Origin of the sequence: Kitasatospora sp. NPDC056531 (assembly GCF_042794375.1) — a bacterium.
In the GTDB taxonomy this organism is placed as follows: domain Bacteria; phylum Actinomycetota; class Actinomycetes; order Streptomycetales; family Streptomycetaceae; genus Kitasatospora.
Genome location: NZ_JBHTTU010000004.1, coordinates 34,123 through 47,934 on the forward strand (window position 1 = coordinate 34,123; position 13,812 = coordinate 47,934).

12 protein-coding genes are annotated in these 13,812 nt (G+C 73.8%); 5 read left to right on the forward strand and 7 right to left on the reverse strand.

The genetic code is table 11. From position 1 onward, the window contains the following. Window positions 1-311: 311 nt before the first annotated feature. Together ACFQ87_RS06420 and ACFQ87_RS06425 are read left to right on the forward strand one after the other, a co-directional pair. Window positions 312-1,433: a polysaccharide deacetylase family protein gene (locus ACFQ87_RS06420; RefSeq protein ID WP_380609672.1), complete on the forward strand. Its 1,122-nt coding sequence runs from the start codon at window positions 312-314 to the stop codon at window positions 1,431-1,433. A 303-nt stretch (window positions 1,434-1,736) separates the two neighbouring features. Next, a complete protein-coding gene (locus ACFQ87_RS06425) occupies window positions 1,737-2,642 on the forward strand; it encodes a nitroreductase/quinone reductase family protein (protein ID WP_380609437.1) in 906 nt (301 codons plus the stop codon). Between the two features lie 92 nt (window positions 2,643-2,734). On the opposite strand, the gene ACFQ87_RS06430 is transcribed toward ACFQ87_RS06425, so the two are convergent. The 4 genes from ACFQ87_RS06430 to ACFQ87_RS06445 all read right to left on the reverse strand — a co-directional run bounded on the left by ACFQ87_RS06430 (window position 2,735) and on the right by ACFQ87_RS06445 (window position 6,813). Further along, the gene (locus ACFQ87_RS06430) at window positions 2,735-3,532 is read right to left on the reverse strand and encodes an SGNH/GDSL hydrolase family protein (RefSeq protein ID WP_380609438.1); all 798 of its coding nucleotides are present in this window, start codon (window positions 3,530-3,532) and stop codon (window positions 2,735-2,737) included. Between the two features lie 115 nt (window positions 3,533-3,647). Beyond that, a complete protein-coding gene (locus ACFQ87_RS06435; protein ID WP_380609439.1) occupies window positions 3,648-4,445 on the reverse strand; it encodes an SGNH/GDSL hydrolase family protein in 798 nt (265 codons plus the stop codon). A gap of 399 nt (window positions 4,446-4,844) precedes the next feature. After that, on the reverse strand, window positions 4,845-5,483 hold the full coding sequence (locus tag ACFQ87_RS06440) for a hypothetical protein (protein WP_380609440.1): 639 nt from the start codon (window positions 5,481-5,483) through the stop codon (window positions 4,845-4,847). Between the two features lie 178 nt (window positions 5,484-5,661). Further along, entirely contained in the window at window positions 5,662-6,813 is a 1,152-nt protein-coding gene (locus tag ACFQ87_RS06445; RefSeq protein WP_380609441.1) for a hypothetical protein, read from the reverse strand. 484 nt (window positions 6,814-7,297) lie between these two features. Between ACFQ87_RS06445 and ACFQ87_RS06450 the strand changes: the two genes are divergently transcribed. Then, complete coding sequence (locus ACFQ87_RS06450) at window positions 7,298-8,467, forward strand: exonuclease SbcCD subunit D (protein ID WP_380609442.1); 1,170 nt, start codon at window positions 7,298-7,300, stop codon at window positions 8,465-8,467. After that, a complete protein-coding gene (locus ACFQ87_RS06455) occupies window positions 8,464-11,580 on the forward strand; it encodes an AAA family ATPase (protein ID WP_380609443.1) in 3,117 nt (1,038 codons plus the stop codon). The genes ACFQ87_RS06450 and ACFQ87_RS06455 overlap by 4 nt, the downstream gene beginning before the upstream one ends. Window positions 11,581-11,638: 58 nt before the next feature. Here the strand turns inward: ACFQ87_RS06455 and ACFQ87_RS06460 are convergent, their stop codons facing one another. Continuing rightward, window positions 11,639-11,869, reverse strand: coding sequence for a hypothetical protein (locus tag ACFQ87_RS06460; protein WP_380609444.1), 231 nt, complete (start codon window positions 11,867-11,869; stop codon window positions 11,639-11,641). A gap of 85 nt (window positions 11,870-11,954) precedes the next feature. Here ACFQ87_RS06460 and ACFQ87_RS06465 point away from each other — a divergent pair, with 85 nt between their 5' ends. Then, window positions 11,955-12,512, forward strand: a complete 558-nt coding sequence (locus ACFQ87_RS06465; RefSeq protein WP_380609445.1) for a DUF1990 family protein — start codon at window positions 11,955-11,957, stop codon at window positions 12,510-12,512. On the opposite strand, the gene ACFQ87_RS06470 is transcribed toward ACFQ87_RS06465, so the two are convergent. Together ACFQ87_RS06470 and ACFQ87_RS06475 are read right to left on the reverse strand one after the other, a co-directional pair. Continuing rightward, window positions 12,509-12,964, reverse strand: a complete 456-nt coding sequence (locus tag ACFQ87_RS06470; protein ID WP_380609446.1) for a YjbQ family protein — start codon at window positions 12,962-12,964, stop codon at window positions 12,509-12,511. The two genes, ACFQ87_RS06465 and ACFQ87_RS06470, sit on opposite strands and share 4 nt — an antisense overlap. A 272-nt stretch (window positions 12,965-13,236) precedes the next feature. Then, on the reverse strand, window positions 13,237-13,506 hold the full coding sequence (locus ACFQ87_RS06475) for a hypothetical protein (RefSeq protein ID WP_380609447.1): 270 nt from the start codon (window positions 13,504-13,506) through the stop codon (window positions 13,237-13,239). Window positions 13,507-13,812 lie beyond the last annotated feature (306 nt).

Sequence of the window (13,812 nt, forward strand, 5' to 3'; positions counted from 1 at the left end):
CATCATCACTGACGTACCGTCCTGTCCCTTATGACACAAGGGTGTTCTCGGTGCGGTTCACCGGCCGTTCCCTTGACGGGCCGATTGGTCCAGTCCATTGTTGCTCTTCGGTCCGCGTGCGGCGCACCGATACAGCCCGCTCCCGCCCCTCCGGGAGAGCTCCCGCTCCACGGCTCCGAGCTCTACGACTCCAAGCTCTACGACTCCAAGCTCTACGGTCGTGAGCTCCACCGCCCCGAGTTCCACGGTCCTGATTCCGCTCACGCCCTCCCCACGGGCGTGCCCCCACACGCTGGAGTCCTCACGTGTCGATGTCCACGCGCCTGTCCGCGCTGGCCGCCTCCGTCGCACTGCTCGCCGGCTTCGCCCTGCCGGCGGCCTCCGCCGACACCGGCGGTTCCGCCGGGCCGACCGTCAACCTGGCCACCAACCCCGGCTTCGAGCTGCCCTCCCCCAACCTCGCGGACTGGGGCAGCATCCCCGGCTGGAGCTGCACCGGCGGCCCTGCCGAGGCGGCCGTCACCACCACCGCCCCGTACTCCGGGACCTCCGCGCTCACCGTCACCCCGGCGGACGCCGACTCCACCGGCGAATGCGCGCAGACCGTCGCAGTCCAGCCGAACACCACGTACACCGCGTCGGCCTGGGTGCGCGGCAACTTCGTCTACCTGGGCGCCACGGGCACCGGCCGGGACGTCGCCCCCGCCTGGACCGAGACCACCGGCGGCGGCTGGCAGCAGCTGACCACCCGCTTCACCACCGGCCCGAACGCCCGCAGCATCCGGCTGTACGTACACGGCTGGTACCAGCAGGGGCCGTTCTCGGTGGACGACGTGCGGGTCGACGGCCCGGCGCCCGCCCCGGCGGTGGCGCGGGGCTCGATCCCGACCAGCGACAAGGTCGTCTTCTTCACCGTGGACGACGGCTGGCAGCGCGCCCCCGAGGCGGAGCGGTTCATCGCCGACCACCACCTCCCGATCACCGCCTTCCCGCTGCCGATGCCGGCCGGCACCGACCCGGACTTCTTCAAGCGGGTCACCTCGGTACCCGGCTCCTCGATCCAGGACCACAGCGTCTCGCACTCCGACCTCAGCAAGCTGCCGCTGGAGCAGCAGCAGGTCGAGGTCTGCGACGCCCGCGACGCGATGACCCGCCTGTTCGGCACCGCGCCCGTGGTGTTCCGTCCGCCGTCCTTCGCCTCGAACGCCGACACCCTGCAGGCCGCTGCCAATTGCGGCATCCGCACCGTGCTGACCGCCGACGCCGACTTCAGCTGGGGCGCCTCCAACATCTGGCACCCAGGCCCGCTGCAGCCGGGTGACGTCGTGCTGATGCACTGGACCGACACCCTCGCCGGCGACCTGCCGCGCGCCTTCGCCGCCGCGGACGCCGCCGGGCTGAGGCCGGCGGGGTTGGTGGACTACGTCCGCTGACGTAGCGTCGGGCCGGCGGGGCCAACGGTGGTGTCGACTCCCCTCCAGGTGGCGATCTTGCTCGTTGACAGGGCGTCCGCGGCATGGCTCTAATGGGGGCGTGCAGCGCGGCGTCGACCACAGAGCAGTGGGCCGGTCGGCAGCCGAGCCAGCACCTGACACCCAAGGGGACGATGCGCGATGAGTACTTTCTCCGCTGCCCTGATCTGACGTAGGCGGTCACCGCGGTGTCCGCCCGTTCTCGCGTGGTACCGCGTGTGGCCGCGACTCCCTCGAATTCTCCGGAGACTCCACCACACACGTATGCCTGTTTCCTCCAACCCCGCCAATTCCTTCAATCTGAACGTCATCGACGAGTTCCGCACCAACGGCGGCCGGGTCGGCGGCCCCTTCCAGGGCGGCGACCTGCTGTTGCTGACCACCACCGGGGCCCACACCGGGCGGCCGCACACCGTCCCGCTCGGGTACGTCCGGGCCGAGGGGCTGCTGCTGGTCGTCGCCTCGGCGGCCGGGGCGCCGGAACACCCGCAGTGGTACCGCAATCTGCTGGCCCACCCGGTGGTCCGGATCGAGCTCGGCACCAACGCCTTCGACGCGATCGCCGTACCCGCCGAGGGCGCTCACCGGGAGCGGCTGTTCGCCGCAGTCGTCCGGTCGGCGCCCGGGTACGGCGACTACCAGGCGCACACCGAGCGCGAGTTGCCGGTGGTCGTCCTGGAACGATCCGAGGCACCGACCGACGCCCCCCGCGAGGTGCACAGCCTCGCCGACAAGCTGCTGGAAGCGCACACCTGGCTGCGCGCGCAGCTACGTCACATCCGGGACGAGGCGCGGGCCCATTCACCCGGCCGCCCGGTCGGGCTCGGCCTGCAACTGCGGCAGCACTGCTTGGCGTTCTGCCAGGGCCTGACGCACCACCACACCGGCGAGGACGCCGCGATCTTCCCGGCTCTCGCCCGCAGCCACCCGGAGCTCGCCGAGGTGCTGGAGCGGCTCGGCGAGCAGCACCGGGAGATCAAGCGGATCAAGGAGCAGCTGGTGGCGCTGCTGGCCGGGATGACGGTCACCGAGCCCGAGCTGCTCCGAGCCGAGCTGGACCGGATGTCGGCCGAGCTGGAGGCGCACCTCGACTACGAGGAGGCCGAGTTGCTGCCCACCCTCGCCGGGATCCCCTTCCCGCCGGTCCGGCCCGCCCCGGCCGGCGGCTGACGCGGCGGTGCCGCCGTCCCCTCCCGAGCTGTGGGAGGGGACGGCGGCACCGGTGTTGCGTCGCGCACCTGACGGAGCGCTGGAGCCGGGCTTCAGGACTGGCTGAAGACCGGCAGGTAGCCGTTGGCCTGGCCGGCCGCGTTCGGGTGGTAGCTCTGGTCGATCGGCAGCGTGGTGCTGTGCAGCCAGGTGTCCAGGGACCCGCAGATCTCGTGCCCGGAGAAGATGTCGCGCACGTCACCGAAGGTGAAGCCGGCATTGGCGACCCGTTTGGCGATGACGCCGTCCAGCGTGTCGGCGGCCTCGTTGATGGCGGCGCGCTTGGTGTCACCGATGCCGAAGATGCAGGAGCCGTCGATCTGGTACAGGTGCGGGTAGTCCATCACCACGACGTGGGCGTTCGGCGCCTTGGCCCGGATCGCGGAGTAGACCTGGTCCAGCTGGCCGGGCAGGGTGTTGACGGCGTAGTCCTCACCCGTGCTGACGGCGTTGAGGCAGTCGCTGTCGCTCCCCAGCACACAGGTCTGCATGATGCTGGAGAACCCCGCGTCGTTGCCGCCGATCGTGAGGCTAACCAGCGTGGTGCTGGAGTCCAGGGCGGAGATCTGGCTGTTGAGGACGTCGCCGGTTCTGGCGCCCGAACAGGCCACGAAGGAGAAGGAGGACGGGGAGTTCGCGTTGGCCCACAGGTAGGCGTAGGCGTTGGTGCTGCGCTCGCAGCTACCGCTGTCGCTCAGGTAGCTGCCGGCACCGACACCGGCCGAGTAGGAGTCGCCGAGCGCCACGTAGTTGACACCGGCCGCGTTGGCGGAGGACGCCGTGTAGAGCGTCGTCAGCGTGAGGAGAGCGGCTATGGCGGCGACGGACAGGGCACGAACAGGGCGGAGCATTGCACCTCCTGGTGATGGCGTGGGTCATCGATCGGATGCCGGGCGGCAGCCGAGCACCGGACGACGGGGCCGGTGTCCCGCTGGAGCGCCTGGTGGAACGTCACGGCGGTACGGCTCAGGAGCGGCTGAAGACCGGCAGGTAGCCGCCGGACTGGCCGGCCGCGTTCGGGTGGTAACTCTCGTCGATCGGCAGCGTGGTGCTGTGCAGCCAGGTGCTCAGCGAGCCGCAGATCTCGTGGTCGGTGAAGATGCTCCGCACGTCACCGAAGGTGAAGCCCGCGTTGGCGACCCGCTTGGCGATGACGCCGTCCAGCGTGTCGGCGGCGCCGTTGATGGCGGCGCGCTTGGTGTCACCGATGCCGAAGATGCAGGAGCCGCCCACCTTGTACAGGTGCGGGTAGCCCATCACCACGACGTGGGCGTTCGGCGCCTTGGCGTGGATCGCGGAGTACACCCGGTCCAGTTGGGCGGGCAGGGTGTTGAGGGCGTAGCCCTTGGCCGTGTTGACGGCATTGAGGCAGTCGCTGTCGGAGCCCAGCACACAGGTCTTCATGGTGTCGGCGAAGCCCGCGTCGTTGCCGCCGATCGTGAGGCTGACCAGCGTGGTGCCGGAGTTCACGGCGGAGATCTGACTGTTGAGGACGTCGCCGGTTCTCGCCCCCGAACAGGCCACGAAGCTGAAGGTTGACGGCTTGTGCGCGTTCTTCCACAGGTAGGCGTAGGCGTTGGTGCTGCGCTCGCAGCTACCGCTGTCGCTCAGGTAGCCGCCGGCACCGACACCGGCCGAGTAGGAGTCGCCCAGGGCGACGAAGTTCACGCCGGCCGCGCCGGCGGAAGTCGCCGCGAAGAGCGTCGTCATGGAGAGGAGAGCCGCTATCGCGGCCACGGACAGAGCACGAGCAGGGCGGAGCATGGCACCTCCTGGTATGACGTGGGTCACAGGAAGGGATACCAGGCAGTAGCCAAGCGCGGAAGCGCTCATGCCAAGGACATTGACGGTCCGTCTGATAGCGCAGGAGTGAACCGCCCCGAACGGAGCGTGAGTTCACGCTGGTGGGCACGGGTATACGTCGATGCGCGTCGGTCATCGCGTGTAGATGAGAAATTCCGGGGAAGTCAGCGCAGCATCAGCCGCTGGTCAGCCCACGGCCACCGCAGCGCCAGTTCGGCGGCGAGGCCCCGTCAGCTCTCCCCGCCCGGAGGTACGCCACAGCACCGGCACGCCGTCCGAGGGTGCGCCACGGCCCGTCGAACCTTGCCCACCCGAAGGCGCGCCACGGCCCCGTTGACCCACCCGCCCCGAGGGCGCGGCTCAGTTCCCCGCCAGCCGGTCGCCCCCCGCGTACACCGACCCCGGAAAGACCGTGCAGCCCTCGACCGGCAGCTCCTCGATCGTCTCGTTCGCGGCGGCGGGCACGCCGAGCCAGCGGACGGCCGCGGCGACCGCCGCCCGGGCCTGGCGCAGCCCGGGCGCGCCCCAGCCCAGCAGCTCGACCGCGAGCCCCGGCGCGACCAGCAGCCGCCGGTAGTGCCGGCCCGAAGCCGGGTCGGCCACGCTCGGGCCGACCGCTCGCAGCGCCGCCGCCATCCGGACCCGCGCGCACTCGTGCCCGCCGTTGGCCGAACCGACCCGGTCGTAGAGGTAGCCGAGGTAGTACGGGCGGCCGATCACGGCCTGGGCCTCCTCGCCCGCCTCCCGGGCCAGGGCCGCGGCCGGGTCCCCGTCGTCCTCCGGCTCCAGCGAGCCGCCGGGCAGCGAGCAGATCCCGTCCCGTGGGTTCACCAGGGTGAGCACCCGCCCGTCCGGGGCGAACAACCAGCCCCAGGACTGCTTCACCGGCAACCCGTCCGGAACCTGCTCGCCCGGCCGCCACGGCCAGCCCGCCGTGGGACGCCGCCGCACCTTCCCGAGCAGCTCGGCGACTTCCGCCGTGAACTCGATCCGGCCCATGCCGTGCGTCCCCTCTCGGTGTCGGGCTCGCCGGACCTGCGGAGCACGGTTCGGAGCGGAGCGGCCGGAGCGGCGGCGTGGGGTACTGCGCGCTCCTGCTGTTGATCTTCTCCGATCTTCCCCGAACAGGCGGTCGATGAACAGTCCCCAGCGCCGCATGGTGGATGCGGAGGGCCGATCACCCCAGCGGCCCGCCCCCTTCCCCGACCCCCGGGAAGCCGGCCCCCGGGAAGCCCGGCAGCGGGAACCCCGGCCGCGGGACCACCCCGGGCGGGAACGGCAGCCCGCGCGCCGCGTCGTCGGCCAGTTCGTCGAACACCTCGTGGGCGGTCATCGGCCGCAGCCGCCCGTCGGCCAGCGCCCATCCGCGCACCGTCGGCCCGGGCGGCCGGTCGGCCGACGGCCCGCTCGAAGCCCCGCCCGGCGGCCCGCTCGACGGGTCGCCGTGCAGCAGCAGCGCCCCCTCCCCGCCCGAGGCCACGCCCGCCGCGAGCGTGACGCAGAACGCCTCCGTGTCCCGCCCGGAGGGGTGCAGACGCCCCTCCGCCACGCAGACGTCCACCGCCGAGGTGAGCTCCTCGCCGTCCTCGGGGCCGTGGCAACGCAGCGTCAGCAGGTGGCAGCCCTCCCCCGCACCCTCGGCCAGTGCCACATAGACCGAGGTCACGTACCGCATGACCGCCGCCATCCGTCGCTGCCCGGCCGGATCGTCCCCGACCGCATCCAGCAGCGCCGCGCAGGCGACGGACATCCGCACCCGCGCCCGGTGGTCGTCCAGCAGCACCGGGAGCAGCTCGACCAACCGCTCCCCCGCGTAGACGAACGGCTCCCCGGCCAGCTCCGGATCGCCCGCGTACGCGACCCGGGCGGCGGGCGCCCGGGGATCGAGCCCGAGCGCCGCGCAGTAGTCCTCGAAGTCGCCCGCCTCGAGGACCCGCAGGTGCACCTCCAGCCCCTGCCCGTGCAGGCCCCTCAGCTGCTCCTCCGCCCGCCGCAGGTACTCCTGGTGCCCGAGGGCACCGAACAGCCCGTACTTCGCCAGCCCGGCGAAGTCGGCCGCGTCCGCGGCGAGCGCGACCGCCACCGGCTGCGGCGGCGCACCCCGGGCCCGGCCGCCGCGCCGCCCGCGGGCCCCGGATCCACCGGCCCGCCCGCCCGGCGGCCGTCCACCCCCCGGCGGCGGCGCCCCTCCGGGACCACCGGCTGGCACCCCGCCGACCCCGGCCCCGGGCCTGCGCCCGCCGAGCACCAGCACCCGCCGGGCCCGCACCGGCCCGCCACGCACCACCGCGGTGCCCGACACCTCGTACGCCGAATCCCGCACAGTCATGGGTTTCCTCCCGCTCACTCGCTCAGCACCGGCCGGCACAGGGCAGCACCGGCCGGCACCGGCCACTCCGACTCTCGGAGCCGCCGACGCCACGGAACATACACAGAGCCACTGACAATCCACCCCAAGTAATCGAACAAGGTCAGGCAGCCCCGACCCCGTCGTCATTCATCGATCAGTCCTGGCGATTTCCGTCCACATGTCGGCCACCATCGACCGAGTACGCCCGCCAACGACCCGGAACGACTCGATCCTGGCGCTCCTCCGATGGACGGGTCGGAGCAGCGACCACGGGTGGGAGGGGCTGACCGGCGCCGGGCGCGCCACGCCTCGGGGATGTCGAACGACGCCGCCCGGCAGGAGACCGTCATCCGGTGCGCCGGGTCGCCGACGTGGCGGCGGGCGACGACCCCGGGGCCCCTGGGACGCCCGCGGCAACTGATCCGGGCGGGATTGTCCTTGCCGGGCGCTATGGTCGGGGACCATGCGACTCCTGCATACCTCCGACTGGCATCTCGGGCGCTCGTTCCACCGGGAGAGCCTGCACGACGCCCAGCGCGCCTTCCTGGACCACCTGGTGGCGGTGGTCCGGTCCGAGGGCGTGGACGCCGTGCTGGTCGCCGGGGATGTGTACGACCGGGCACTGCCCGGCCTGGAGGCGGTCGCGCTGTTCGACGACGTGCTGCACCGGCTGGCGGACCTCGGGGTGCCGACGGTCTTCATCAGCGGGAACCACGACTCGGCCCGCCGCCTCGGGGTCGGCGCCGGGCTGATCGGGCGGGCCGGGATCCACCTGCGGACCGACCCGGGCGAGTGCGCCGAGCCGGTGCTGCTGGAGGACGAACACGGGCCGGTCGCGGTGTACGGGCTGCCGTACCTGGAGCCCACGCTGGTGCGCGAGCGGTTCGGGCTGGCCAAGGGCGGGCACGCGGCGGTGCTCGGAGCGGCGATGGACCGGGTCCGGGCCGATCTGGCGGCTCGCCCCGAGGGGACCAGGGCCGTGGTGCTGGCGCACGCCTTCGTCACCGGCGGCGCGCCCAGCGACAGCGAGCGGGACATCGCGGTCGGCGGGGTCGCCTCCGTGCCCGCCGCGGTGTTCGACGGGGTGCACTACGCCGCGCTCGGCCACCTGCACGGCTGCCAGACCCTCGCCCCGCACCTGCGCTACAGCGGCTCCCCGCTCGCCTACTCCTTCTCCGAGGCGCGCCAGCGCAAGACCGTGTGGCTGGTCGACCTCGCGGCCGACGGCTCGGTGACGGCCGAGCGGATCGACTGCCCGCAGCCGCGCCCGCTCGCCACCCTGCGCGACACGCTGGACGCGCTGCTCACCGACGAGAAGTACGCCGAGCACGAGCAGTCCTGGGTGCAGGCCACGCTCACCGACGCGGCCCGCCCCAGCGAGCCGATGGAGAAGCTGCGCCGTCGCTTCCCGCACACCCTCCAGCTGCTGTTCGACCCCGAGGAGAGCGAGGCCGGGCCGTCCGAGTCGTACGCGGCCAGGGTCAGCGGCCGGAACGACTTGGAGATCGCCGAGGGCTTCCTGCGGCACGTCCGCCCCGGCACCGAGCCGGAACCGGACGAGCTCGGCTGGCTGCGCGAGGGCTTCGAGCGCGTCCGGGAGACCACCGACCGGAAGGCGGACCTGCCCCGATGAGGCTGCACAAGCTCACCGTCACCGCCTTCGGCCCGTTCGCGGGCAGCGAGACGGTGGACTTCGACGCGCTCGCCACCGGCGGGCTGTTCCTGCTGCGCGGCGCGACGGGGGCGGGCAAGAGCAGCGTGCTGGACGCGGTCTGCTTCGCCCTCTACGGCGAGACGCCGAACGCCCGCCGAGCGAACCGGCTGCGCAGCGACCACGCCGACCCGAAGCGGCTGACCCAGGTGCAGCTGGAGCTGACGCTCGGCGGCCGACGGCTGCAGATCACCCGGCTGCCCGAGCAGCGCCGACCGAAGAAGGTCGGCACCGGCACCACGGTCGAGCGACCGCAGACCCTGCTGCGCGAGTGGACGGCCGACGCCGGCGACGGCTCGCCCGGCTGGCGGCCGCTCAGCAAGTCGCACCAGGAGGCCGGGGAGGAGATCCACCGGTTGATCGGCATGAGCCGGGAGCAGTTCTGCCAGGTGGTACTGCTGCCGCAGGGCGACTTCGCCCGCTTCCTCAAGGGCGACTCGGAGGAACGCGGCAAACTGCTGCGCCGGCTGTTCGACACCGAACGGTACGGGCTGGTCGAGACCTGGCTGGCCGACCAGCGGCGTGCCCAGGAGGCCGCCGTCCAGGCCGGTCGGCGCCGGCTGCGCGACCTCGCCAGCAAGGCCGAGCAGGCGGCCGGGCCCGACGCCGAGCCCGCCGACGGCTGGGTGCCGGCCGAGGACGGCGACGCCGACCTGACCGGCGGGGTGCTCGGCTGGGCGGCGGTCCTGCGCAGCGGCGCCGCCGAACAGCTCGCCGTCGCCGAGGCCGCGCTCGCGGGCGCACAGGCGGCGCAGCGGGAGGCCCAGCGGGGCCGGGAGTCCGCCGAGGAGCTGGCCGGGCGGCAGCGTCGGCACCGGGAGGCGGTGGCCGAGGCCGAGCGGCTGGCCGGGTTCGAGCCGGCCGCGGCACGGGACCGGCAGCGGCTGGCGGCCGCACAGGAGGCCGTCGGGGTGGAGTCCGCGCTGCGGCTGCGGGAGAGCGCGGCCGAGGCGCTCGGGCGCGCACGGGAGGCGGAGCAGCGGCGCCGGGAGGCGCTGGCCCGCTCCGGCCCCGAGGGCCGCAGGCTCGCCCGGGCCGGGAGCGGGACCGAACCCTGGGCCGAGGCCGGGAGCGTGACCGAGGCCGGGAGCGTGACCGAGGCCGGGACCGACGCCGGCGCCGCCGGGCTGGCCGAGGCCGAGCTGCGGCTGCGGGCCGAGGTGGTCCGGCTGGAGGCGGCCCTGGCCGAGGAGCGGCGCTGCGCCGAGCTCACCCGAGAGCACCGCTCCTTGACGCAGGAACGGAGCGCCGCCGAGAGGCTGGCCGAGGAGGCCGAGGACTGGCTGGCCGAATTCGACGGTGAGCTGGGCCGGTTGGAGGAGCAGCAATCCCGGGCGCACGCGGCGAGCTCCAGGGTCGAGCAACTGGACGGGCAGCGCACCGAGTTGGCCGCCCGGCTGAGCGCGGCTCGGGAGCGCGACGGCCTGTGGGCCGAGATCGCGGGCGCCGAGCCGCGGGTCGCCGAGCTGCGCACCGCCGCGCTGGACGCCCGGGAACACAGCCTGGACCTGCGGGACCGGCGGCTGGCGGGCATGGCCGCCGAGCTGGCTGAGCAGCTGCGGGTGGGCGAGGCCTGCCGGGTCTGCGGCTCGCCCGAGCACCCGGCGCCCGCCGAGGCCGCCGCGGACAGCCGGGTGAGCGCCGAGGACGAGGAACGGGCCCGGCGGACCCAGGCCGCCGCCGAGCAGGCTTGGACGGCGGCCGACCAGGCCCTGACCGCGCTGCGGGTGCGCGAGGCGACTGCCGCCGGGGCGGCCGGGCCGGACGGTACGGACGCGCTCGCGCAGTCCCTGGCCGGGCTGGAGCGCGAGCACCGCGAGGCGCTGCACGAGGCGGAGGCGCTCGGCCGGGTCGAGCGGGAGATCGGTCGGCTGGCGCAGGACCGCACCCGCCGACTGGACGAGCTGCACGAGGCCAAGGAGCGCGCCGCCGTCCTCACCGACCGACTGCAGGCGCTGGACGCCGAGCAACGGGATCTCACCGCCAAGGTGGCGGCCGCCCGGGGCGAGGCGGCCTCGGTCGCCGACCGGGCCGCCGCGCTGACCCGGCTCACCGAGGAGGTGGCCGCCGCCGCTTCCGCCGCCCGGGCCTGCGCGGAGGCGCGGACCCGGCTGGGCGAGGCCGAGGAGGAGCTCGGCAAGGCCGCCGTCGCGGCGGGCTTCCCGGACGCCGCGGCGGCGCTCGCGGTGCTGCTGCCGCGCGAGGAGCGCGAGCGGCTGGCGGCCCGGCTGGAGCGGCACCGCGCGGAGTCGGCGGCCGTGCAGCACGAGCTGGCGCTGCCCGAACTGGCCGAGGCCGCGGCCCGTCCGCCGGTCGACCTGCCCACCGCCGCGGCCGCGCTCGGCACGGCCACCGACCGGCTCGGCCAGGCGCACGCCGCCCGGTCGGCGGCCCGGGAGCGCTGCGCGGCGCTGACCGCGATCGGGCGGCAGCTGACCGAACTGACCGGGGACCTGGCCCCGGCGCTGGAGCGGTACGGGCGGATCAACCGCCTCGCCGCGCTGGCCGCCGGCACGTCCACCGAGAACCGGCTGCGGATGCGCCTGGAGTCGTACGTCCTGGCGGCCCGGCTGGAGCAGGTCGCGGCGGCGGCCAGCGACCGGCTGGTCCGGATGTCCGGCGGCCGCTACACCCTGGTGCACAGCGACGACCGGGGCACCGGCAACAAGCGCTCCGGCCTGGCCCTACGGGTGGTCGACGCCTGGACGGGCACCGAGCGGGACACCGCGACCCTCTCCGGTGGCGAGAGCTTCTTCGCCTCGCTCTCGCTCGCCCTCGGCCTGGCCGACGTGGTCACCGACGAGGCGGGCGGCATGCCGCTGGACACGCTGTTCATCGACGAGGGCTTCGGCACCCTGGACGAGCAGTCCCTGGAGGAGGTGATGGACGTCCTCGACGGCCTGCGCGAGCGGGACCGCGCGGTCGGCATCGTCAGCCACGTCGCCGACCTGCGCAGCCGCATCCCCGCCCAGCTCATGGTCCGCAAGGGCCGCCACGGCTCCACCCTCGCCCTGGCCACCCGGGAGGACGCCTAAGACCCGTCTGACGATTCCCGCCGGGCGCTAATCGTCAGACATGGCCCAGGAGCGGCCTTCAGCCCGAACACGCCACCCGCTGCGCCTGCTGCCAGGCACACACCGGGCACAGGGTGCTGCCCGGCCGGTCGGCCGGCAGTTCGGTCGGCTCCCCGCACAGCACACAGTCCGCTCGCGGGCCGGTCGCCTCCGGGTCGTGCCGCAGCGCGGCCTCCGCCGAGCCGTCCGGCGCCAGCTCGCACACCGCCGCGCCCTCGGTCACCACCGCATCCGTCGCGCTGTCACTCATGCCGCCTTCCTACTCCCCGCCACCGTCCGGCGGCAAGACGCCCCCGCAGACGACCCGCCCCCGGCCCCCGGCTACCGTGGCCGCCATGGTCGCCGATCTTCAGCAACGCCTGCAGGCCGCCCGGGCCGCCGTACTCACGTACCCCGAGGCGGGAGCCACCCGGGGAGGGCCGCTGCCCGACGGGTACGCGCAGCTGCGGCGGCGGGTCCACCTGGGCCACGGGCCGGAGGTGCTGGAGCGGGCCGGGCGGTACGTGCTCGGCTGGGGCAGCCAGTTGGGGACGGGCTTCGCCGTGTTCCCGGGCGAGCCGGCCCGGGAAGGGGCCACCGTGCTGCTGCGGCTGAGCCTGCCGGGCAGCAGGTGGCCGCGGCTGGTGATCCCCTGCCGCGTGGTGTGGACGGTGGCGGAGCCCGACCGGATCGGGTTCGCGTACGGGACGCTGCCCGGGCATCCGGAGTGCGGCGAGGAGTCGTTCCTGGTGTCGATGGACGCCGACGGCGAGGTGTGGTTCGAGGTCGCCGCGTTCTCCCGACTGTCCGCCTGGTACGCCCGACTGGGCCGTCCGGTCGCGCTGCTCTGCCAGTACCTGGCGATCGAGCGTTACCTCGCAGCCGTCGCCGAGCACGTCGCCCGGGCCCGCTAGCCGAGGAAGGACAGCCGGACGTTGCGGCGCGGGTTGTCCCCGTTGGTGTCGATCAGCACCACCGACTGCCAGACGCCGAGCGCCAGTTGCCCGCCGATCACCGGCAGGGTGGCGTGCGGGGCGACCAGGCCGGGGACCACGTGGTCGCGACCGTGGCCGGGGCTGCCGTGCCGGTGGCGCCAACGGTCGTCGGCCGGGAGCAGGTCGCGCAGGGTCGCGAGGAAGTCCTCGTCGCTGCCGGAGCCGGTCTCCAGGACGGCGATCCCGGCGGTGGCGTGCGGGACGAAGACGTTGAGCAGGCCGTCACGCCCGGCGGCCCGGTCGTTGAGGAACACGGCGCAGCGGTCCGTGATGTCGAGCGCGACCTCACGGTTGCCGGTGGTGATCTCCAGCGTGACGGTCTGGAAGGAGCCGGTTGACCCGGTGGGCGTGGAGTGGTTGTTGTCGGCCATGGCGCCATCCTGGCCCAGGTCAGCGGGCCGGACCTACTGCCTCGCCGTCTACCCTTGCCAAGCAGGCAAACTCGCATAGGGTGAGAGGTTCAGACCAAAGCAGCGGGTGGATCCGCCCGTCAACAGAGCTGCCGGGCAACAGAGCTACCCGGCAACACACTTGCCCGTCAACGGACCCGCCCGGCAACGGACTTCCGGATACGACGAAGACCCGACGGACCACTTGGTCCGCCGGGTCGAGTCGGGGCCGGGCCGACCGCGACCGGAGGCCGCTAGCCGCGCCCGCCGAAGAGGCTCCGCCGCAGCCGACGCAGCGGCGCCAGCAGCGAGACCCGGGTGTGGCGACGACGGGCCGCCGCCGGGGCGTCTGCGCCGCGCGGCGTCAGCTCCCTTATCAGCCCGAGCGCCTCGGCGGTGTCCACCGCCGAGAGTGCGGGCGCGCCGAGCACGGCCAGGTGTCGGTCGATCCTGCGGCCGGTCGCGCCGACACCGCACTGGATCGCCGGCACACGGGGCCGAGTCCGCACTTGCATGTGTTCCATCAGTTTTCCCACCCCTACGAGGCGCCAGGGCCGTGAGGCGAAGACTATCCGTGACAGACGGCCTTCGCGCAACCGTCCTTGGTGTTGTGCCACCGTACCGTGCGGCGTCAACTGACGATGCACCAGGGGCCACCCGTGCGGTCACGACTAGGCATCAATGATGGTGCACGACCCGCCGTCCGTCAGGAGGGCCAGGAGGCACTGGCCCGGCGCCCGTTCGCGCGGTATGCGCCGGGCGCACGGGGGCGACCGGCGGGTGCCACGACCCGTGTCGACGAATCGCCCCCTGATGTCGATGAGTCGCCC